This is a genomic window from Cellulophaga sp. BC115SP (assembly GCF_009905545.1).
Taxonomy (GTDB): Bacteria; Bacteroidota; Bacteroidia; order Cytophagales; family Spirosomataceae; genus Flectobacillus; species Flectobacillus rivi.
Genome location: NZ_JAAALB010000010.1, coordinates 145,554 through 166,073 on the forward strand (window position 1 = coordinate 145,554; position 20,520 = coordinate 166,073).

General features: G+C 37.3%; 18 protein-coding genes. 9 read left to right on the plus strand and 9 right to left on the minus strand.

Annotated elements, in window-relative coordinates; genetic code table 11:
- Window positions 1–16: 16 nt before the first annotated feature.
- Window positions 17–559, minus strand: coding sequence for a DUF4136 domain-containing protein (locus GVN22_RS10420; protein WP_166550963.1), 543 nt, complete (start codon window positions 557–559; stop codon window positions 17–19).
- Window positions 560–891: 332 nt separating this feature from the next.
- Window positions 892–1,479 (minus strand): DUF4136 domain-containing protein, encoded by a 588-nt coding sequence (locus GVN22_RS10425; RefSeq protein WP_166551002.1) that lies wholly within the window; start codon window positions 1,477–1,479, stop codon window positions 892–894.
- Between the two features lie 183 nt (window positions 1,480–1,662).
- On the opposite strand from GVN22_RS10425, the gene GVN22_RS10430 reads away from it, so the two are divergent.
- From GVN22_RS10430 to GVN22_RS10440, 3 genes are all read left to right on the plus strand, one after another.
- On the plus strand, window positions 1,663–2,364 hold the full coding sequence (locus tag GVN22_RS10430; protein WP_166550964.1) for a DsbA family protein: 702 nt from the start codon (window positions 1,663–1,665) through the stop codon (window positions 2,362–2,364).
- Between the two features lie 263 nt (window positions 2,365–2,627).
- Window positions 2,628–3,401: a hypothetical protein gene (locus GVN22_RS10435; RefSeq protein ID WP_166550965.1), complete on the plus strand. Its 774-nt coding sequence runs from the start codon at window positions 2,628–2,630 to the stop codon at window positions 3,399–3,401.
- A gap of 6 nt (window positions 3,402–3,407) precedes the next feature.
- The gene (locus GVN22_RS10440; RefSeq protein ID WP_166550966.1) at window positions 3,408–4,415 is read left to right on the plus strand and encodes a S41 family peptidase; all 1,008 of its coding nucleotides are present in this window, start codon (window positions 3,408–3,410) and stop codon (window positions 4,413–4,415) included.
- 150 nt (window positions 4,416–4,565) lie between these two features.
- On the opposite strand, the gene GVN22_RS10445 is transcribed toward GVN22_RS10440, so the two are convergent.
- From GVN22_RS10445 to mutL, 4 genes are all read right to left on the minus strand, one after another.
- Window positions 4,566–5,270, minus strand: a complete 705-nt coding sequence (locus GVN22_RS10445; RefSeq protein ID WP_166550967.1) for a 2-phosphosulfolactate phosphatase — start codon at window positions 5,268–5,270, stop codon at window positions 4,566–4,568.
- A gap of 124 nt (window positions 5,271–5,394) precedes the next feature.
- Entirely contained in the window at window positions 5,395–6,492 is a 1,098-nt protein-coding gene (gcvT, locus tag GVN22_RS10450) for a glycine cleavage system aminomethyltransferase GcvT (RefSeq protein WP_166550968.1), read from the minus strand.
- A 150-nt stretch (window positions 6,493–6,642) separates the two neighbouring features.
- Complete coding sequence (locus tag GVN22_RS10455; protein WP_166550969.1) at window positions 6,643–7,674, minus strand: M28 family peptidase; 1,032 nt, start codon at window positions 7,672–7,674, stop codon at window positions 6,643–6,645.
- Between the two features lie 45 nt (window positions 7,675–7,719).
- Entirely contained in the window at window positions 7,720–9,639 is a 1,920-nt protein-coding gene (gene mutL, locus GVN22_RS10460; RefSeq protein WP_166550970.1) for a DNA mismatch repair endonuclease MutL, read from the minus strand.
- A 487-nt stretch (window positions 9,640–10,126) separates the two neighbouring features.
- On the opposite strand from mutL, the gene GVN22_RS10465 reads away from it, so the two are divergent.
- Window positions 10,127–10,720 carry a NifU family protein gene (locus GVN22_RS10465; RefSeq protein ID WP_095163552.1) on the plus strand — a complete coding sequence of 198 codons (594 nt, stop codon included), beginning with the start codon at window positions 10,127–10,129 and terminating at the stop codon, window positions 10,718–10,720.
- 318 nt (window positions 10,721–11,038) lie between these two features.
- Here GVN22_RS10465 and GVN22_RS10470 read toward each other — a convergent pair whose 3' ends face one another.
- Window positions 11,039–12,370, minus strand: a complete 1,332-nt coding sequence (locus tag GVN22_RS10470; protein ID WP_166550971.1) for an alpha-L-fucosidase — start codon at window positions 12,368–12,370, stop codon at window positions 11,039–11,041.
- Window positions 12,371–12,538: 168 nt separating this feature from the next.
- Between GVN22_RS10470 and recJ the strand changes: the two genes are divergently transcribed.
- Together recJ and lptB are read left to right on the plus strand one after the other, a co-directional pair.
- The gene (gene recJ / locus GVN22_RS10475; protein ID WP_166550972.1) at window positions 12,539–14,248 is read left to right on the plus strand and encodes a single-stranded-DNA-specific exonuclease RecJ; all 1,710 of its coding nucleotides are present in this window, start codon (window positions 12,539–12,541) and stop codon (window positions 14,246–14,248) included.
- A 105-nt stretch (window positions 14,249–14,353) separates the two neighbouring features.
- Complete coding sequence (gene lptB / locus GVN22_RS10480; protein ID WP_166550973.1) at window positions 14,354–15,085, plus strand: LPS export ABC transporter ATP-binding protein; 732 nt, start codon at window positions 14,354–14,356, stop codon at window positions 15,083–15,085.
- On the opposite strand, the gene recO is transcribed toward lptB, so the two are convergent.
- Both recO and GVN22_RS10490 read right to left on the minus strand, forming a co-directional pair.
- On the minus strand, window positions 15,082–15,765 hold the full coding sequence (recO, locus tag GVN22_RS10485) for a DNA repair protein RecO (RefSeq protein WP_166550974.1): 684 nt from the start codon (window positions 15,763–15,765) through the stop codon (window positions 15,082–15,084). The genes lptB and recO overlap by 4 nt on opposite strands.
- 4 nt (window positions 15,766–15,769) lie before the next feature.
- Window positions 15,770–16,573: a 1-acyl-sn-glycerol-3-phosphate acyltransferase gene (locus tag GVN22_RS10490; protein ID WP_166550975.1), complete on the minus strand. Its 804-nt coding sequence runs from the start codon at window positions 16,571–16,573 to the stop codon at window positions 15,770–15,772.
- Between the two features lie 562 nt (window positions 16,574–17,135).
- Between GVN22_RS10490 and GVN22_RS10495 the strand changes: the two genes are divergently transcribed.
- The 3 genes from GVN22_RS10495 to GVN22_RS10505 all read left to right on the plus strand — a co-directional run bounded on the left by GVN22_RS10495 (window position 17,136) and on the right by GVN22_RS10505 (window position 20,406).
- Window positions 17,136–18,044: a TIGR01777 family oxidoreductase gene (locus GVN22_RS10495; RefSeq protein ID WP_166550976.1), complete on the plus strand. Its 909-nt coding sequence runs from the start codon at window positions 17,136–17,138 to the stop codon at window positions 18,042–18,044.
- A 75-nt stretch (window positions 18,045–18,119) separates the two neighbouring features.
- Entirely contained in the window at window positions 18,120–18,701 is a 582-nt protein-coding gene (locus GVN22_RS10500; RefSeq protein ID WP_166550977.1) for a TIGR00730 family Rossman fold protein, read from the plus strand.
- A 61-nt stretch (window positions 18,702–18,762) separates the two neighbouring features.
- Complete coding sequence (locus GVN22_RS10505; protein WP_166550978.1) at window positions 18,763–20,406, plus strand: OmpA family protein; 1,644 nt, start codon at window positions 18,763–18,765, stop codon at window positions 20,404–20,406.
- Window positions 20,407–20,520 lie beyond the last annotated feature (114 nt).

Genomic DNA, 20,520 nt, shown 5'->3' on the forward strand with positions numbered 1-20,520 from the left:
CTTTATAGTTTAAAAACTAACGAGTAGCTGTCATTTCTTGCTTAGGCATATATCCATACGCTACCAATTTGTATTCATCAAAAATACTACGAGTAATAGCCTTTAATTGGCGCTCTTCGATTGACTTATTAGGTTTGATAAAACCAGATGCCATACCCAGCCAAACGGATTTATTCAAGTTTTCGTCAATCATTTGAATCATTAAAGTTCCGCCGTTGAGTGTTATTCTACGAGTAGTATACTCCGATTTATCTTCCTCTAACTTACGACTATCTTTAATTTTTAATTTGGTTTCGAAAACTGAGCATACAACTACGATATCAGGAGATTTGCTTGTACGGACAAAACCTCGAGCCTCCATTTGATTTTCGACTTCATCTTGAATAGCACGTTCGGTTTCTTCTGACAATTTTGCTTCACTTTGCCCAATAACAATCTGATAAGTCTGATTGAGATTATTTACCATCAAATGATCATTATTAGCACGAACAGCAAATTTCTGATTGCTACATGACATGATTACTGTCGCAAGTAGTAATAAATAGAATAATTGTTTCATTTTGCTATTGGGTTAATGGTCCAACATTTCATTACTGTCATATACCAAAGGAGGTATCGGCTTCAGTGCTTAAAACACCTTTTTACCACCATGACTTAATGATAATATTACAAAAATTTAACAATTATTTAATATTAAATTTTTAGAAGTATGAATTCCTAAAAGCTATTACACTATAATCTATCTATTATCGTATTGTGGACAATATAAAAAGGCGTCATAGTCTGTGCAAAAACGATTTTTTGCCAAAACCAAGACGCCAATATTCTTATACTTAAAACGATATATAAATCACCAGTGAAGACTAAAATCCATTTGCTGAAGCTTGACCATTATTTGCTAGGTGCCAGTACCATTGCAGTAACAGGCTGATTGGTCAAATAGTTTTTTGCGAAAATCTTATAGTTATCAAAAATTTGTCTTGTGGCCGAACGAAGTGATTTTTCATCTATATCATTGGTTTTCTCTTCTGCAATACCCGCAGCATAGCCCATCCAAATTGGGCGATTGGAATCATTTTCGACAAATTGCAACAATAAGGTTCCTTTTCTAAGTTTAATTCGCTTGAGTTCTTCGCTCATATTTTCCTTTCCCAAACCCCTAAACGAGCGCTGAAGAACTGACAAATTGACTTCTGTTGGAAAAAGTGCGTAAAATACAATCAAGTTGGGACGCTCTTTAGTATCTTGATACCCTCTGAGTCGCATTTGAGTATCAATCTCATCAATTACAGCATCAAACCGATAGGTGGTATCGACAATGGTGAGCTGTTTTTCGATACAGGTAAAAGATTCATAGTTTGGTTTGAAAACCTCATCCTCAATTTCTCGATGACAAGCCGTACCAATTTGAAAGTCGTGGCGATTGCACGCACTCAACATAAACATAGCAGTGATAGCGATGAAATAAACTTTCCTCATAATTCTCAAAATTTAGAGTGATTACGGAGTGCATAATCACATTTGAAATATAACAAACAGACTAAACAATTTTTATAACTATTTGACTATTAGATTGTTTCAAAAAAGAATTATTAGCAAAAAACAGGAATAGGAATTTAATGAGAGCGATAGGTGTTTTGATAATAAATAAAATTCAAGAAAATGAATCAAGAAAAATCGAAAATCCGTATAGATGTAGTATCAGATGTAGCTTGCCCATGGTGTTACATCGGAAAACGTAGAATTGAACAGGCTATTGAAAATACACAAATTTCTGATAATGTGCAAATTATCTATCACCCTTTTCAGTTAGATCCTTCTATTCCGAACGAAGGGGTTGACTTCAATACATACGCAGAAAATCGTTTTGGGGATGGCTATTTACAAAAATTTACACAAGTCGAAAATGCAGGTAAATCCGTAGGACTAGATTTTGAGTTTGAAGCTTTGCCAAAAGCGATCAATACATTCCATTTGCATCGCTTCCTGACAATTGCTGCTATGGAAGGCAAGCAAGCCGAGCTAAAAGAACTTTTTCTGAAAGCTTATTTTATCGACCGTGTCGACTTGAGTAAAAAGGAAGAGTTAATCAAGATACTAGGGCAAATAGGTTGGTCAGAAGATAAAACGTTAGCGCTTTTTAACTCTGATGAAGCTACCGATAGTGTAAAAGAAGAAATGCACTATTTCAGACAACATGGTGTAGGAGGCGTTCCTTTTTACATTTTTAATAAAAAGTATGCGCTATCAGGAGCTCAGCCAAGTGACGTGTTTGAACAAGTATTCCAACAAATCATGCAAGAAGAAGGAATTACAGTTCAAGCGGAGAGTAATAGCTGCGATATAGAAACAGGTGAATGCTAATTAATCCCACCTTAATAATATCCAATTTGACATAAGCGTTTAATAATCTTTATAAAAGGAATATTTTTGATTTGCTATACAAAGTTTGACATCATCAGGTCAGATTATTAGCAAATCCGAAGTATTCCTTTTTTATTTGTAAAACAAACCTATCTTAATTGCTTTCCTAAATACTCTAATCACCCGATTTAACAATTCTTTCTTATTACTTACAATATTGGATGAGACCATTTACCTTTTATTGTTTATTAGCAGTATCATCAATGAGTTATGCACAATCAAAAGTTGATAGTGCATTATCAACAACCTATCGGACTTTTACTGGAAAAATAGGTTCAACGTCATTTAGAGATGACTTTATTAGCCCACTAAGGTATGATTTGTATGCTATTGGGCTAGAATTTCAACAACAACATCAAAAAAACCAAAAGTTATCCACATTGTTATCCACAATGTCTTTAGGAGTTCCTTCTCGCCCAAATACCCTAAAAGTCGCTACAGGAGAACTCAATATTTACTTTGCCAAGCAGTATGATATGCTTCATTCACCTAATACTCATTTGTATTTAGGAGGGTTTACTGGGCTCAATATTGCTGCAAGATTTTCGGATATTTATAACCTTGGATACGGAAATAATGAGGTATCGGTAGATGCGGGCTTAAGAGCTGGAGTAGCCTTAAGTTATTGGAAATCAATGCGTATCTTTCATAGAAAAGTACAATTTCGAAACTTTTTTATGATGCCTTTAATCAGTGTACTAGGGCGTTCGGGATACGCACACGACGCGTACTTCAAGGAAGAGTTATGGAAGTACTTGGGCGACTACATATACGTTGGGGGTATCCACAAATATTTCTTTTATACTAATCGAGCTACCTTGTATTTTGGAGAAAAGGAATGTGCTAACGCCAAGCATCCTAAACGAAAATCTTCTTGGCGTGTTGGCATTGAATGGAGTTTTAGGCATTATACAGCTCCTTCGGAATTATCACTTGGAAATACGTCTTTGACAGTTGGTAAAGTAATTACATTTTAATTTTCTATGAAAAAATTCATTCTATTAATACTATTGGGATTCACATTTTTGAGTTGTGAAAAGCTCTTTATTTCTCCTAACCCACCCAATACCCCTACCGAAAACTTTGATTTGCTGTGGAAAACAGTCAGAGATAAGTACTGTTACTTTGAACTGAAAGGAATTAATTGGCAAAGTATTTATGACAAATACAGACCAAAAGTAAATGATCAACTAACTCAGGATGCCTTTTTTACCATTGTGAGTCAAATGATGAATGAGCTTCATGATGGTCATGTCAATTTGCAAATCCCCAATACTCGATATAGTTACACATATTATTCGTCTTTAGGCTTGCTGAGAGGCTATGCCCATAATTTTAATGATAGTATTTTAACCAACCAATACCTCAAATTTGGTTATGGGCAAAAAGTAAGAAGTACTATTTTGAATGAAAATATAGGCTATATCTATTATGGCAGTTTTTCGACTACTTTAGATGAAGATGAGTGGAACAGTATTATTAATAAAATGGTAATTACCAAAGGTTTAATTATTGACATTAGAGACAACAACGGTGGTTCGGTAGAAAATATCAAGCGCCTTATGCAACACTTTATTTTGGAAAAAAAGCTAATAGGTTATACCCGAAGCAAAAATAGCGCAACTCTCAACGATTTTAAAGACTATACTCCTGTGTATGTGGAACCCAGTGGTTCGTTTTATGGGAAAAAAATCATTGTACTAACCAACCGACGAGTGTTTAGTGCAGCCAATATGTTTGCTTCGGCTATGGCAGAGCAAAGTCAAGTGACTTTAGTTGGCGATATTACAGGAGGAGGAGGAGCTGGACCTATTGGCGGAGAATTACCCAACGGTTGGCTATATCGATTTTCGGCTGTAGCGTTTTCCAACACTAAAAAAGAAGACATTGAGAATGGGATCAAACCCGATTATCGAGTAAACATTACCACAAAGGATGAGACAGCTAAAATTGATACAATCTTAGAAAAAGCAATGGCGCTCTTGAATTGAGTGATTGTTATTTATCACACTTGCCTGGACACAAAAGATTGCGTTTGGACAGGTGATATTTATTTTAAAAACAATCACTCATTCGCTCAAGTACTGAATATATTTCATCAATATTATCAACAATATATCCTGACACTGTTAACAAATACCTTACATATTTACCAAAGCATTACCTCTTAGTACAGGTAAAACGTCATATAAGTCATGTTGTAAACAGTAAGCAATATCTTTTTGGATACCTAATCTTTGTAAACGACGAACGTGTGATGAAGATGCCACATAAGATAACAAATCATCTTTTGCATTCTGGTATTGACGTAGTGCCATCAAAGCAGAATCTTCCTCAATCATAAATTCCTCTTTCAAACGCTCCACTAATGCTCCTGCAAAAAGAGTATCTTCCAAATTAGGTTTGCCTTTCCAACCAGCACACAAAATCAATACATCATATTGTTGGTCTTTCAAGTAAGTTGCCAATGCGCCTAGGTTTAGGAATGCCCCAACCATTACTTTTACCGCAGATTTTGATTTTGTAATAGCCAAAGTACCATTGGTAGTAGTCACACAAATTGTTGCATCTTTCACTTTATCGACCATATAACTAAATGGCGAATTATCGAAATCGAAACCTTCTGGCGTTTTTCCGTCGCGCTCAGCAGCAGCTAAATAGCCCTGTTGTTGATAGGCAACACATTCGTCAATGGTAGCAACTGGGATAATAGACCCCACTCCATTGGCAAATGCCGTTGTCATACAAGAGGTAGCTCTGAAAATATCCACAACCACTACGATTGAGTTTTCGATATTATGAAGATGTAATAATTCTGGCGTTAAACAAACATCAATGGTTTTCATGATTGGACAAAATGTTTCGAGCAAAAAGCCCTAAGACTTCTTGCTCGAAAAGGTTAAATTTTTGACTTGGTATTATTATGCTTTAGTCTTTAAGCTTGTAGCTAATGGCCTAGTGCGGAAAGACTTATTTAAGAAATGGTAATTTTACCACTTGAGCTTTCAAATATTTGTTACGGATATTGATATAAACTTCTGTACCTAATTTACTGAATTCCTTAGCTACATAGCCTAATCCGATACCTTTATTCAACGAAGGCGACTGTGTCCCAGAAGTAACTTCACCGATGATATTACCAGTTGCATCCATAATTTCGTAATGCTGACGAGGAATACCACGATCTACCATTTCAAATGCTACCAATTTCTTAGTTGGACCATTTTCTTTGATTTGTTTGTGGAAAGCTGAGTTCACAAATTCTTTATTGAATTTTGTAATCCAGCCCAAACCAGCCTCGATAGGAGAGGTTGTATCATCAATATCGTTGCCATACAAGCAATATCCCATTTCTGTACGCAAAGTATCACGAGCACCTAAGCCTACTGGCACAATACCAAATTCAGCTCCTGCTGCAAAAATAGCGTCCCACATGGCTTTTGCATCTTCATTTTTTACATATACTTCCATACCACCAGCACCAGTATAACCAGTTGTGGCAATAAGTACGTTTTCGATACCTGCAACTGTACCTTCTTTGAAAGTATAGTACTCCATAGAACCAAGGTCAAGGTCAGTCAATTTTTGCATGGTAGCTACCCCTTTAGGTCCTTGCACAGCAAATAGACTGATTCCATCACTAATATTTTGCATCTCAACATCAAAAGTATTGTGGCTCTGCATCCAGTTCCAGTCCTTTTCGATGTTAGAAGCATTTACTACCACAAAGTATTCGTTTTCCGAACGGCGGTAAATCAATAAATCGTCTACGATACCACCTTTGTCGTTTGGCAAGCAAGAGTATTGCACTTTGCCATCGTACAAAGCAGCTACGTCATTTGAGGTAACATACTGTAAAAATTCAGTCGCACGCTCGCCCTTTACCACAAATTCACCCATGTGAGATACATCAAATACCCCAACTGAATTACGAACAGCAAGGTGTTCCTGAATCAAGTTGGTATATAAAACTGGCATTGAATATCCTGCAAAAGGTACCATTTTAGCTCCTAATGCGACATGTACATCGTTGAGAAATACGAGTTTTAATTGTTCTGTTTGTTCCATTTGGTAGTTGGTTGAAAAAGATGCACAAAGGTACGGAAAGTATCTATATCCATCGAGTGTCAAAAGCAAGGCTTTTGCATTTATCCACAAAAAAATCCCAAAAAACACGAATCTGCATTTTTTGGGATCATCAAAATGCTTCGAAAAGCACTATTCTTGATACAAAGCTGTCAAAACTGTTTGACCAACAGCTTTTAAAGTATTTTTATCAATTACATTCATATTGTCATTATGAGTATGATGATACGAGCCAAAAGTTTTAGGATCGTTTGGTCGAAGCTCCACAATATCAATCATTTGAATTTTACCAATATCGTTCACAAAAGCATGGTCATCGGTTAATGCACCACCATCGGCATCAATAAATAAATTGCCATAACCAAGTCTTGAGGCAATATCCCAAATACTTCTTGTTAAGATAGGAGCATATTGCATTGATAATCCTTCATGTGGAAAAACAGCACCCTTTGCGCCAACCATATCCAACAAGATACCATAATATGCTTGATAATTCGGCACGTGTTTGTTAGCAGCCCAATACTGTGAACCTAAGCACCACCATACCTGATTGCCCGAATCGCCACGGTACTCATTTGGCTCACCATTGTCCTCGGCATCAAATAAGATAAAGTCAATCCCAACATTAGGTTTGCTTTGGGCATCTTTAATAGCTCTTGCAATTTCTAACAAAACGCCTACACCACTTGCACCATCATTGGCTCCATCGATGGGCTTATCTTTATCTTTAGTGTCTTTATCTGCAATAGGTCTTGTATCCCAGTGTGCTGCCAACAATATTCTTTTGGCTGCTCCAGGGTTATAAGTTCCAATGATATTTACAGCATTAAGCTTTTTACCATCGTAAGTAGTGGCTACAAAGTCTTGATTGATAACCTGACATCCGTAAGCTTTTAATTGGTCGGCTAACCATGCAGCACAAGCTTTGTGTGACTTGGTATTAGGAACTCTGGGACCAAATTCAACTTGCTTTGCTACAAACTTATAAGCAGAATCTGCATTGAAGGTAGCAGCTGGCAATAGCCCTTGATCGGCTGCTGGGGTTTGGGTACTTGCTTGTTCGGTTGTTGAACTAGATTTTTCTTGACAAGATTTGAGATAAACTCCTACGCCAGAAAAAACAAATATGCCTAGCAAAACAAGAGCGATTTTAGACGTTTTCATATACATATAAATAAGGCACCTTTTGAAGATGCCTTGGAGGAAATTTTATTTTTGAAATATATTGGCAATTTCTGCTAATCCCAAAATTTTCATGGTAAGCTCACCGCTTGGCGAATAGCTTGGATTAGATGAGGCAAAAAGTTGCTCGACTAAAGTATTCATTTCTTGGTTTGACAAACGTGACATGCCAAATCTTCCTGCCGAACGTTTTGCCATAGACCTAGCTAAATTTTCAACTCTGTCGAGATGTAACTCCGATTCGTTGCGTTTGAATTGCTCTAATAAACCTTCAATCAAAGCTTGTTCATTTTCATCGGGCGAATCTGCGGGAATGCCATTAACAATAAATGAATCATGTCCAATGACACTTAAATCAAAACCTAGATTACGAACTTCATCTTGGATTTCGACTAATAAATGGAAATCCGCAGGAGTTAACTTAATTGTTGATGGAAAAAGCAATTGCTGGGATGTTCCATTATTTTTTTGAAGATATTGTACAAATTTCTCATACAAAATACGCTCATAAGCCGCACGCTGGTCAATCAACAACATACCTGATTTTACCTGAGAAATAATATATCGGTTGTGAATCTGGAAAGTTGTTGCGTCTGAATCCTGAGAACTGCGTAGTGGTCGAGACTCCAACAAATCATTGGCTTTGCTTTTGAGCGTGAAAGGTTGAGTCTCTGGATAATCTTCTTCGTTTCTAAAATTGAAAGACGATTGTTCCACTCTTTTTTGCTCAAAACTTTCAACGGTATTATCTAATCCTTCGTACAATTTGTTCCAATTTGAAAGATTGCTTTTTTCACGAGGCGACATTTCTGGCTTCGCAAAAGGTCTTTCACTGTCAAAATCAGCTTGGTTCATTTTGCTCGGAACAGCCGTAGACGTTGGAGTAGGAGCATTATTAAAGCTAAAAAACTGATTGGAGTAATTGATATTGGTATCAAAGTCGAGTGATGGCGCCAAATTATGCTGGCTCATCGATTTACGCACAGCAGCTTGCACAATGGCATAAACGGTACGTTCGTCATCAAATTTGATTTCTGTTTTAGTAGGGTGTACGTTTATATCAATATGAACGGGGTCTATCTCAATAAATAGAACATAGAAAGGATGTGAGCCTTCAGGCATCAATCCTTCAAACGCCGACATCACCGCATGATTGAGATAACTATTTTTGATAAAACGATTATTGGCAAAGAAAAACTGCTCGCCACGAGTTTTCTTGGCAAACTGAGGTTTTCCCACAAATCCACGAACTGTGACAAATGATGTTTCCTCCTCGCAAGGTGCTAATTGCTCACGATAGCTTTTGCCAAACAAATCCACAATACGGCGACTTAATTTGCCAGAAGGCAGATTATAAATTTCGGCATCGTTGTGGTACAATGAAAAAGCAATATCAGGATTAGCCAAAGCCACACGTTGAAACTCGTCGATAATATGACGCATTTCTACAGGGTTTGACTTTAAGAAATTACGACGAGCAGGAACATTGTAAAAAAGGTTCTTGACCAAAAGATTGGTGCCCTCAGGTGTCGAAATAGCCTCTTGCGCTTTTAGTTCAGAAGCTTCAATTCTTACCATTGTACCTAGTTCTTCGGTATTGCGTCGGGTTTTTAGCTCTACCTGAGATACCGCTGCAATTGAGGCCATAGCTTCGCCTCTAAATCCCATGGTACGGATTTTAAACAAATCGTCGGAAGTACGGATTTTGGAAGTAGCGTGGCGCTCAAAGCACATTCGTGCATCGGTTTCGGACATACCTTTACCGTTGTCGATAACCTGAATGAGGGTTTTGCCTGCCTCTCTCACAATCAATTGAACCTGAGTGGCTTCGGCATCTATAGAATTCTCTAACAACTCCTTCACCACAGAAGAAGGTCTTTGAACTACCTCCCCAGCAGCAATCTGGTTCGCAATCGAATCAGGAAGCAGTTGAATTATATCTAACATTTGTATCAGCTAAATTTTTAGGGTTTGAAAACTCATGTCTTTAAAACATTCATTTTCTACAATCACTCTACTAAGTTCGGCATTAATGAAGGGATTCCCAACAAAAAAACGACATTTGAACTCAGAGTGCTTGTAAATCAGGTATCTTTTTTCAGGAAAAAAACTTTACAAAAATACGATAAAATATCATCTTTTGATAGAAAAGATTCTCATTAACAATACATTAACTTGTCTGAACACTCTGTATAAAAGCACTTAGAAAACCTTTGGCAGGTATAAATTTTAGTTGACCATTCAATAAATGATCCGCTCAGTAATCGTTCTACCCGTAATTAGTCTATAGTCTCATTATCAGATTATTCCATAGGATTTGTACCAAAAATCAAATTTTTGAAAGAAAGCATTCGCAATTATCAAACTTTCCAAACTAATTTTGGACATCCTTTGTTATAACAACCATAATAGCTAATCAAACTAAACAGGCATCATGTTAAAATCTCAGATATTTATTTATACAGAATCAACTCCCAATCCTAATTCAATGAAGTTTGTGTTGAACTTTGAATTGGCGCCAGAAGGTGCTTCTTTCGACTACGCAACACCTTCAGAAGCAATTTCGGAAGAAAAAAACTCTCCTTTAGCAGTTGAGTTATTTGGTTTTGATTTTGTAAAAAGAGTATTCATTTCTTCCAACTTTGTGACTGTAACGAAAGATGAAGAAACTAAATGGGAAGATGAATTATTCAACTTGAAGCAGTTTTTGAAAAAATTCTTCGAGGATAAAAAAGAAGTTTTTGCTCAATCAACCATAAAAGCTCACGAAACTAATCCTTCGGGCGAGCCAGATTCAGATACTGTTATCAAAATCAAAGCTGTTCTTGACCAATACGTGCGTCCTGCCGTTGAGTCAGACGGTGGCGCTATTAGTTTCCACTCATTCAACGAAGGCACAGTAAAGGTATTACTCCAAGGCTCATGCTCAGGATGCCCTTCTTCAACGATGACTTTGAAGGCTGGTATCGAAAACCTTTTGACAAGAATGGTTCCTGACGTAAAAGAAGTAGTAGCTGAAGGAGTCTAGTAAGTGTAGAGTTTTGAGTGCAGAGTTTTGAATAATTGAGCCATGTAGAGACGCAATGCTTTGCGTCTAAAGAGGTGTCATTTTGAAATATAGTATCAAGGCGTTCGAAATAAGTTTTTCGAACGCCTTTTTTATACCTCCATGCTAGATCTCACTTGGATTGAGACGCAATCATTGCGTCTCTACTGCTAGGAAACAAATTTTAATATACATTAAATCAATCCATTAGGAATGACTCATGCCTATTTTGATAATCGTCTCAAAGTGAAATTTAACACATTTTCAAATCTTCAAATTGACACATCTTCAAATTAGCCCCTATTTCTCTCCATCACTTTTATAAATACTAATTGGTTTTTCGAGTTCTAGCGCTAATACAGTCATATAAGTATCATTTACTTTTGCAGGAACATCAATGAATACAATGCCTGGCACATTACCCCAAGTCATTTTGCTTTGTACTTGATGAGTTAGTTCGTGATTTGTTCCTACGACCCTTATTTTATTGATTTTATTGTTCAATCCTTTCAACATAACTTGCCCCGAGGATTGTGGTTGTAGAAACAAATACAGAGTTGTTGAATCTTTAGACAACGTAGTTGGTCCATAAAAATGCCCTGCTTCGATACCTGCAATGGTTCCAAAAACAGCCTCCTCGTGTTTCTTATTCCATTTCCCTAGTTCTTTCAAAATATGAACTTGTTCGGCAGGAATTGTACCGTCCTCTTTAGGACCAATATCAAATAGGTAAACTCCGCCATTACTAATCACATCCGCAAAGATTGAGATAACCTGAAATGGGGTTTTGTAATTGGTATCGTCAGGGTGATATCCCCAATTGAGATTAGACGTCATACAAGCTTCCCAGTAAGGAAACTTCTTTGGTCGGGTAGGAGGGATTGTTTGCTCATAAGTTTCATAATGTCCAAAATCCAAAAGGCGGTCGTTGGCAATAGCCCAAGGTTGAGCTTTCAAGATTTTATCTTTGATTTTTTCAGATTCCCATTCCTTCGAACTATGTTCCCACTCGCCGTCAAACCACCAAAGGTCAGGGTTATAACTAGCCAACAATTCATCTATTTGATTATGAGCAAAAGTTTTGAAACGCCCCCAGCGAGCCAAATCATCTTGCATTTTATAACGATTACTATCTCTCAAAATAGCTGGATAATCAGGATGACTCCAATCAATTAAAGAAAAATAGGCACCTTTTTTAATCCCTTGTTTTTCAAGAGCATTAAAAAAGGGCTTTATCAAGTCTCTTTTGGCAGGAGTGTTTTTTACAGTACTAAAATGTTTTTCTTTAGTTGGCCAAAGTGCTACACCATCATGATGCTTGGTGGTAATAACAGCATATCTTGCGCCACTCTCTTTAATTAAGGCAGCCCATTCTTCGGGATTATACTTACTTGCCGTAAATCCATTGAGCTGCGCCATATAGTCTTTGTAGGATATTTTGTGGTTGTGAAAGCTCCAACTTTCATCGACTCCCTTTACAGAATAAATACCCCAGTGGATAAAGACACCTAACTTCCCGTCCTGAAACCACTGCATCCGTTCTTGCAAGGAGCTGGGTGATGTTTTGTTCTGAGCTTGTAGGTTAAAACTCAAATAACAGAGTGTTGATAAAAATGTTAATAATCTTTTCATAGAAAATAAACTTGTTAATGTTTGAAAATTGAGTGTTCAAATACAAAGAATGAAGGGTGAATTTCTTAAAAAATCTTATAGTCACAGTCCTTCTTTGCAAGTCTCCTATATTTAAGTATAACTTTGCTATTTAATAATCAACATCTTATTATCCACAGTCAACAATCCATGGTCGAAAAACGTTGGAATTATAAAAAATTACCCTCTTCAGAAATAGTAGATACCCTATCAAAAGAATTAGGTGTTAGTTATGAAATCGCTACTTTATTAGGTCAGCGAGGCGTTGGTACATTTGATGAAGCCAAGCATTTTTTTCGTCCTAGCTTATCAGATTTATACGACCCATTTTTGATGGCCGATATGACCGTTGCGGTTGAACGATTGAGTAAAGCTGTTGAGCAAAATGAGAAAATACTAATATATGGTGATTATGATGTAGACGGTACTACTTCGGTTGCTATGTTTTATGGATTTTTACAAAAGTATATTCATCAGAACATTGAATTTTATATTCCCGATCGTTATGCCGAAGGATATGGTGTTTCGCAAAAAGGAATTGAATATGCCGCCGAAAATGGTTTTGCCCTCATCGTAAGCCTCGACTGCGGAATCAAATCTGTTGATAAGGTAGCTTGGGCAAAAGAACATGCCGTAGACTTTATTATATGCGACCACCACCGCCCAGGTGACGAGTTACCAGATGCAGTAGCGGTATTAGACCCCAAACGTGAGGACTGTCAGTATCCATTTAAGGAATTGACTGGTTGTGGCGTGGGATTCAAGTTATTACAAGCTTATTGTCAAGTTAAAGATATTGATGTCAATTTGTTGTTGCCCTATTTGGATTTGGTTGTGACGAGTATTAGTTGTGATATTGTTCCGATTGTAGGCGAAAACCGAGTTTTGGCATTTTATGGTTTACAACAGCTCAATACCAATCCAAGAACTGGACTAAAAGCGTTGATTAAATCCGCTTCGCTCGAAGGCAAAATGGATATTACCAAAGTGGTATTTGGATTAGGTCCACGAATCAATGCAGCAGGAAGAATTCGCCATGCTTATGATGCTGTTGACTTAATGTTATCTGAAGACGAACAAAAAGCTGAAGAATTTGCCCGCGTGATTGGTCAACATAATACCGACCGCAAAGGACTTGATTCATCGATTACAGCCGAAGCACTTGAAATGATTGCTCAAAATAGCGATTTGGTTGCCGCCAAAAGTACGGTATTATTCAATGAAGCTTGGCATAAAGGAGTTATTGGTATTGTAGCAAGTAGATGTATCGAAAAGTACCATCGTCCTACCATTATCTTGACAGAATCTCATGGCAATGCCGCTGGCTCGGCTCGCTCAGTACCAGGATTTGATGTGTATGATGCCATTGAAGAATGCTCAGAGCATTTGATTCAATTTGGTGGACACACTTTCGCTGCTGGTCTTACGTTAGAGCTTAACCAAATTGACAACTTTAAAAGAAAGTTTGAAGAAGTTGTTTCTCGTAAAATTTTACAAGAACAACTGTCTCCACTAATAGAAATAGACTTGGCATTGCCACTATCAGCTATTACCGACAAGTTTCATCGTATTATGAGTCAAATGTCGCCATTTGGTCCTCAAAATATGACGCCTGTATTTGTCAGTCATAAAGTACAACTGTATGGTGCGCCAATCAAAATGAAGGAGAAACATCTAAAGTTTCAGGCATTCCAAGAGGGCTCAGCCGCATTTACCTGCGTAGGTTTTGGTATGGTTGAAGACTTTTTCGATAAATTATTGGAAGTTCAAACTTGTTCTATTTGTTATACCATCGAAATCAATGAGTGGCAAGGGAAAAAAAGTTTTCAACTAATGTTGAAAGATATTAAGTTTGAATAAAAGCACAGGTATTTTCAATTTGTGTTTGCTCTTGAAAATCGTATTCTATTTTAATTCATAGATAAAAAAGGCAAGTTTATTATAAAGAATTTTGCCACAGCAATTATGCTACTAAGAACAGAAAATCTTGTAAAGAAATATGGTCAGCGCATGGTCAACAACAATGTAAGCTACCAAGTAGAACAAGGCGAAATTGTAGGTTTGCTCGGTCCCAATGGTGCTGGCAAAACAACTTCGTTTTACATGGCAACAGGTTTGGTAAAGCCTAATTCTGGAAAAGTATATCTCGATGATTTGGATGTGACTAACTTGCCTATGTACAAACGAGCACGTTTAGGGATTGGCTATTTAGCACAGGAAGCTTCTGTTTTCAGAACGCTATCTGTTGAAGAAAATATCTTAGCGGTGTTGGAATTAACAAGTCTTTCTAAAAAAGAACAAAAAGAAAAAACTGAGCAATTACTGGAAGAGTTTTCATTGACTCATGTTCGTAAAAACCTTGGTCAAGTATTATCTGGAGGTGAGCGTCGTCGTACCGAAATTGCCCGTGCCTTGGCGGTTGATCCTAAATTTATTTTGTTAGATGAGCCTTTCGCAGGGGTTGACCCTATTGCTGTAGAGGAAATCCAAGGGATTGTTGCAAAGCTCAAATACCGCAATATTGGTATCCTTATTACCGACCACAACGTAGACGAAACATTATCGATTACTGACCGTGCATATTTGTTATTTGAAGGAAAAATTTTAAAATCAGGTACACCAGAAGACCTTGCTTCGGACGAACAAGTACGTCGTTTGTATTTGGGTAAACACTTTGAATTGAAGCGTAAAATCTAGTGCAGAATCTCTTTGAGAACAGCCAAAGATTTTATTTCTCCAAAGGTCTCCAAATGTATTTTGTACCAGTGTAATAGGATCTCTACCATTTCATTTCTTGAATGACGATCGATTCTTGGTGCGTCTCCATATTCCAATCCCCAAAGGAGTTGAAGCCCAGCTTTTGCTCCTTTGGTCAGAGGATACCCGTACAAGCTCAATTCCTCCTCCATTTCTTCGACCGTTTCAGGCAAAAAGCCTAAATAAGCTGTCATTGCTAATAAAAACTGAATATGAAAGCATTCAAAATGCTTATTAGCGCCATCTAGCCACAATATAGACTCCTCGACAAAGTCGAACAGTTGTTCATTCGGGGTTTCTTCTCGTAAAGTTTTTGTTAAAATCTCTGTGACAAAAATCGCTACCGACGATTTGGCAATCTCATAAGGAATTGTCTCGAAAGGATGATTACATTTGATTTCTGCAATACGATGGATATCCTTTCCTTTTTTATGATATATCACAAGGTCGAGTAAAGTGAGCGGTTGGAAAAGCGCTATTTTATTTTTAGCCCTTGCACTTCTCACGCCATTTTCAATGTACGACTGTATGCCAAACTCCTTGGTGTAGATCTTGGCAATAATCGAGCTTTCTTTATACTTTACGTAGTTGATGACGATTCCTTGAGTTTTACTTAGCATGACATTATTCTTCTCTTCTCCACTTCAATTTTTCGACAGGTATTTTTTGTTCTATTTGCTCACGCAAAATATCCATCATGTCATCGACTGAAATATCTGGATCAAATTGAATTGGCTCTTTGAATGTAACCGAAAGCGTTGTGTTTCGTTTTTTAAACAAAAGCCCTTTCTTATCAAAAGCTCTTCTAAAACCGTTGATTACGACAGGCACTACAATGGGATTATGTGCTTTTATCAAGTGCGCTGTTCCTTTACGAAGAGGAGCATAAGGCGTGGTTGTTCCTTGCGGAAAACTTACTACCCAACCGTATTTTAAACCTAATCCAACCTTATCGTTTGCGGCAGTATCCAATTCTCTTTTTACGTCATGCCCTTTAGCTCTCCAAGAGCGATTTACCAAAATAGCGCCCGCTTGAGAAAAAATCTTTGGGAGTAATCCACCTTCCTTCATTGTCTCAGATGCTGCTACATAAAACAGTCGTGACCTCGGAGCCAATAGATAAATGGGAAAGTTTATCGAATTTTTGAATCCCCATTTGATACTAAAGAAAACATGATACAAGCAAATCACATCCATGAAATAGGTCTGGTGATTTGAGAGAAAAAGAACCCCTGTCTGTGGCAAATTTTCGAGATGCTCTGTTCCTCTGATTTTAGTTTTATTATAAACTCTCAATCTTCCATAAGTTATCCATCCTAAGGTAAACATGATGATTCTTTTCAGAAACATCGAATTACCAAAAGGGTCTCTCTCCACAATTCCAAAGACATCAAACATGGATAAAAAATTTCGGATATGTAATTTCATTGCTTGCAGTTTTAGTGTCTTAGACCATATTTATGACTAAGAAATAGTTTGGTTTTTGAGTCGTTTTAGACATTACTTAATTGGTCGAAGATATACATTTTTTTACAAATAATCTCAATCCCTATTTTGGCTCTCGCCATGCCTAACTTATGTTTATAAATAGCTTAGCATATTTCATTTTATGAGGGAATTACTAGAAGTATTACTATTCGAACGTTCAATCAATACTTTTAATACTTTGTTTTTCTTTCAAATAACAGCTATGACATGCGACTATTTATAGTCTACATTGACAGATTTTTTATTCCTTCTTATTCACTAGATATTGAATTTGTTTTAAAAGATAATAAAATAACCAAATGGATAATATAAGTTTTATTTAACCTTCATGTTTAATAACCGAACGTTCAGTCAAAACATAAAAACTTAATAATCAATACATTTCACTTTAGTTAACTTCACCATAACCATTCTATTCTTTTTCTTGTTTATTTTATTGAGGTCTCTTAAATCTTCATTTTATTCATAGAACTGTCTATTTTTATTGTAAAAACCTAAACTAATGAACATACTAATCACTGGGGGAACTGGGCTTGTAGGCACACGACTTACTGAACTACTTACAGAACAAGGTCATTCGGTTTGGCATTTGAGCCGCAAGGCTCAACAGAGAGGAAACGTGAAAACTTTTGTTTGGGATATAGACAAAGGATTCATTGATGAGGAGGCTCTACTTGGGGCAGACTACATCATTCATCTTGCAGGTGCAGGGATTGCGGATGAGCGTTGGACGCCAGAACGTAAAAAAGAAATCATTGATTCTCGTACAAAATCCCTCGGTTTGATCTCCCAAAAACTCAAAACTCTTCCACACAAAATTCAAGGGTTTGTTTCGGCATCGGGTATTGGTTTTTATGGTACAGATACTGGAAGTACGATCATTACAGAAGAGTCTCCAGCGGGCAATGACTTCGTGGCTGAGTGTTGTATTTTATGGGAAAAAGCTTCCGAGCCCATATCTGAACTTGGGATTAGATCCACTAAACTTCGTATTGGAATAGTACTTACCGACAAAGGCGGTGCTCTTCCTAAAATGGCTACACCAACCAAGTTTGGCTTTGGCGCTCCACTCGGTACGGGCGAACAATTTCTTTCGTGGATACATATTGATGATCTTTGTAGACTCTTTATTCATGCACTATTTACCCCTTCTATTCAAGGTGTTTTTAATGCAGTTGCAGATAATCCTATCAACAACCGAACGTTCAATCAAGTTTTAGCAAGAGTGTTAAATCGACCTTTATGGCTACCCAATGTACCTTCTTTTGTCCTCAAAGCTGTTTTTGGTGAAATGGCTTCTATTGTACTTGGTGGCAATTATGTGTCGAACAAGAAACTCAAAAATGAAACATCATTCCAATTTCAATTCAATGATTTGGAAACAGCCCTACGTGATATTTTCAAAAAATAGCTGTAAAGAGAGTTTAAAAACTGTTATTTTGTGAGACTTTATTCAACAATAAACATTTTTTTGAACACTCTGAACATGAAAAATATCTTGGTGTATTGCGGAGCTTCTGTCGGCTTCGATGAGATTTATAAAAATACAGCTATCGCTGCAGGCAAGCTTTTGGTAGAAAAAAACAAAACACTTGTCTATGGTGCAGGGAGTGTTGGTATCATGGGTATAATAGCCGATGCAGTACTCGAAAATGGGGGAGAGGTGATTGGTGTAATTCCCTCTTTTATGGAAAAGTTTGAGGTACAACACAAAGGACTTACTCAAATTCACGTAGTGGAAACTATGCACCAACGTAAGCAACTAATGGCTGAAATTTCAGATGCAGTTGTTGCTTTGCCTGGCGGCTGGGGAACCCTCGACGAGCTTTTCGAAATTCTTACTTGGAAACAATTAGGATTACACCAAATGCCTGTAGGCTTACTCAATGTCAATGGCTTTTATGACCCATTGATCGAAATGATTCATAAAATGGTCAAAGAGGGTTTCCTAAAACAAACCAATTTGGATATGTTGATGATTGACGACAATCTTGAAAGCCTCCTCAATCGTATGGAACAAGCTGAGTATCCAGACTTTCCTGTTGGGAAATGGGTGAATAAAGCCTAACAATACAATTACAGCTTTGTTCGTTTGCCTATGATATAAACCCTTAATATTGGCTATTTTCATGAAAATCTATACTCCGTTTGCTATCGTTTTGTTGTGCATGCCATCTGCATTCTTGATGGCACAAAACAAACCTGAAAACCTTGGAACTGCTATTAATACTGAGTACTCTGAACTTGGTCCAGTTATGTCTCCAGATGGTAAAACGCTCTATTTTGGACGAAAAAATCACCCTCAAAACAAATACGGAGTCAATGGTTCTGAACAGATAGCAGGCTCTCAAGATATTTGGTTTTCAGAAAATACAATGGGAGCTTGGACACCCGCCAGACGTATGTCCGAAAACCTCAATAGAGATCAATACAACAGTATTTTGAGCATATCTCCCGATGGACAAACTATTCTCATGAAAGGTGCTTATCTCAATGGGCAATACGAAACTCGGGGGTTTTCTATCGCTAAAAAGCTAGAGGGAGGCTGGGGACTTCCACGCAAATTAGATATTCCTAAATACGAAAAACTAAGTCGAGGTAAAAACGAACATGGCTTTTTGTCTGCCGATGGAAAGGTTTTATTAATGGCCTTTTCAGAAAAGAAAAACTCTGATGAAGACGATATCTACGCTTCTTTTTTGGAAGATGATGGTACTTGGTCAGAACCTATGAACTTAGGCGATGATATCAATACCAACTTCACAGAAACGACACCTTTTTTGGCAGCCGACGGTAAAACTTTGTATTTCTCCAGTAACAGAGAAGGAGGGAAAGGTAGCAACGACATTTATGTTTGTAAACGTAAAGACGATACTTGGATCAATTGGACGGAGCCTCAAAATATCGGCGAACCTATCAATACCGATGAATATGATGCCTATTACACGATTCCAGCCTCTGGTGATTATGCTTATTTTATTTCTGGTAAAAGCTCTCTTGGCAAAAAAGATATTTTCCGCTTGAAGCTTGATGCTGGTACAACGTCTCCTATTCAGGCAGGTAACGAACCAGTGGTGGCAACAAACAAGCCCGGTACTAAAAATACCAAAAATCAGCCCACACCCGATGCTACGAAATCAGAACCCGTTGTATTAGTTGCTGGTAAAGTAATTGATAATAAAACAGGCAAGGTACCTAAAAATGCCAAAGTCATTTACGAAGATTTGACTACTGGAAAAGAATTAGGTCAAGCTAGTCCAGACCCAATAACAGGTATCTACAAAATTGTATTGCCTTATGGTAAAAATTACGGTATTACGACCAAAATAGATGGTTTTGTAGGAACTTCTCAGAATATTGACTTGAGTAAAATTTCAGGAAAATACCTTGAAATAGATGGAAAAGATATTACCATTGCCCCAATCGAGGCTGGCACAAAGATAACGATGAACAATATTTTCTTTGAATTTGGTAAAGCAGCCTTACAACCTGAATCCACTCCTGAGTTGAAGCGTATTGCTGAGTTTATCAAAAAGAATAAAATCAATGTCGAAATCAGTGGGCACACCGACAACGTGGGTAGCGACGAAGTCAATAACCGACTTTCACAAGAACGTGCAGATGTAGTTCGTAATCAACTCATCACTTTTGGCGTAACACCCGAGCGAATCATCGCTAAAGGATACGGTAAAAATCGCCCTAAGGTAGCCAACGATACGCCCGAAAATCAGGCAACCAATAGACGTGTAGAGTTTGAGATTTTGAAGAATTAAAACTATTTACTCTTTTTTACAGTTATTTTTGTGAAATGATTGCCACAAAGGCTCAAATATTCGGTATTTGAGCCTTTGTGGCTAATTGTGTTTTTCAGAACTGAAAAAACATTA

Coding starts and splice junctions, on each gene's coding strand:
- GVN22_RS10500 (WP_166550977.1), top strand. CDS start 18,120: ATGAAAAATATCTTGGTGTATTGCGGAGCTTCTGTCGGCTTCGATGAG.
- GVN22_RS10465 (WP_095163552.1), top strand. CDS start 10,127: ATGTTAAAATCTCAGATATTTATTTATACAGAATCAACTCCCAATCCT.
- recJ (WP_166550972.1), top strand. CDS start 12,539: ATGGTCGAAAAACGTTGGAATTATAAAAAATTACCCTCTTCAGAAATA.
- GVN22_RS10440 (WP_166550966.1), top strand. CDS start 3,408: ATGAAAAAATTCATTCTATTAATACTATTGGGATTCACATTTTTGAGT.
- GVN22_RS10425 (WP_166551002.1), bottom strand. CDS start 1,479: ATGAGGAAAGTTTATTTCATCGCTATCACTGCTATGTTTATGTTGAGT.
- GVN22_RS10435 (WP_166550965.1), top strand. CDS start 2,628: ATGAGTTATGCACAATCAAAAGTTGATAGTGCATTATCAACAACCTAT.
- GVN22_RS10505 (WP_166550978.1), top strand. CDS start 18,763: ATGAAAATCTATACTCCGTTTGCTATCGTTTTGTTGTGCATGCCATCT.
- GVN22_RS10430 (WP_166550964.1), top strand. CDS start 1,663: ATGAATCAAGAAAAATCGAAAATCCGTATAGATGTAGTATCAGATGTA.
- GVN22_RS10490 (WP_166550975.1), bottom strand. CDS start 16,573: ATGAAATTACATATCCGAAATTTTTTATCCATGTTTGATGTCTTTGGA.
- GVN22_RS10495 (WP_166550976.1), top strand. CDS start 17,136: ATGAACATACTAATCACTGGGGGAACTGGGCTTGTAGGCACACGACTT.
- GVN22_RS10455 (WP_166550969.1), bottom strand. CDS start 7,674: ATGAAAACGTCTAAAATCGCTCTTGTTTTGCTAGGCATATTTGTTTTT.
- mutL (WP_166550970.1), bottom strand. CDS start 9,639: ATGTTAGATATAATTCAACTGCTTCCTGATTCGATTGCGAACCAGATT.
- GVN22_RS10420 (WP_166550963.1), bottom strand. CDS start 559: ATGAAACAATTATTCTATTTATTACTACTTGCGACAGTAATCATGTCA.
- GVN22_RS10445 (WP_166550967.1), bottom strand. CDS start 5,270: ATGAAAACCATTGATGTTTGTTTAACGCCAGAATTATTACATCTTCAT.
- recO (WP_166550974.1), bottom strand. CDS start 15,765: ATGCTAAGTAAAACTCAAGGAATCGTCATCAACTACGTAAAGTATAAA.
- gcvT (WP_166550968.1), bottom strand. CDS start 6,492: ATGGAACAAACAGAACAATTAAAACTCGTATTTCTCAACGATGTACAT.
- lptB (WP_166550973.1), top strand. CDS start 14,354: ATGCTACTAAGAACAGAAAATCTTGTAAAGAAATATGGTCAGCGCATG.
- GVN22_RS10470 (WP_166550971.1), bottom strand. CDS start 12,370: ATGAAAAGATTATTAACATTTTTATCAACACTCTGTTATTTGAGTTTT.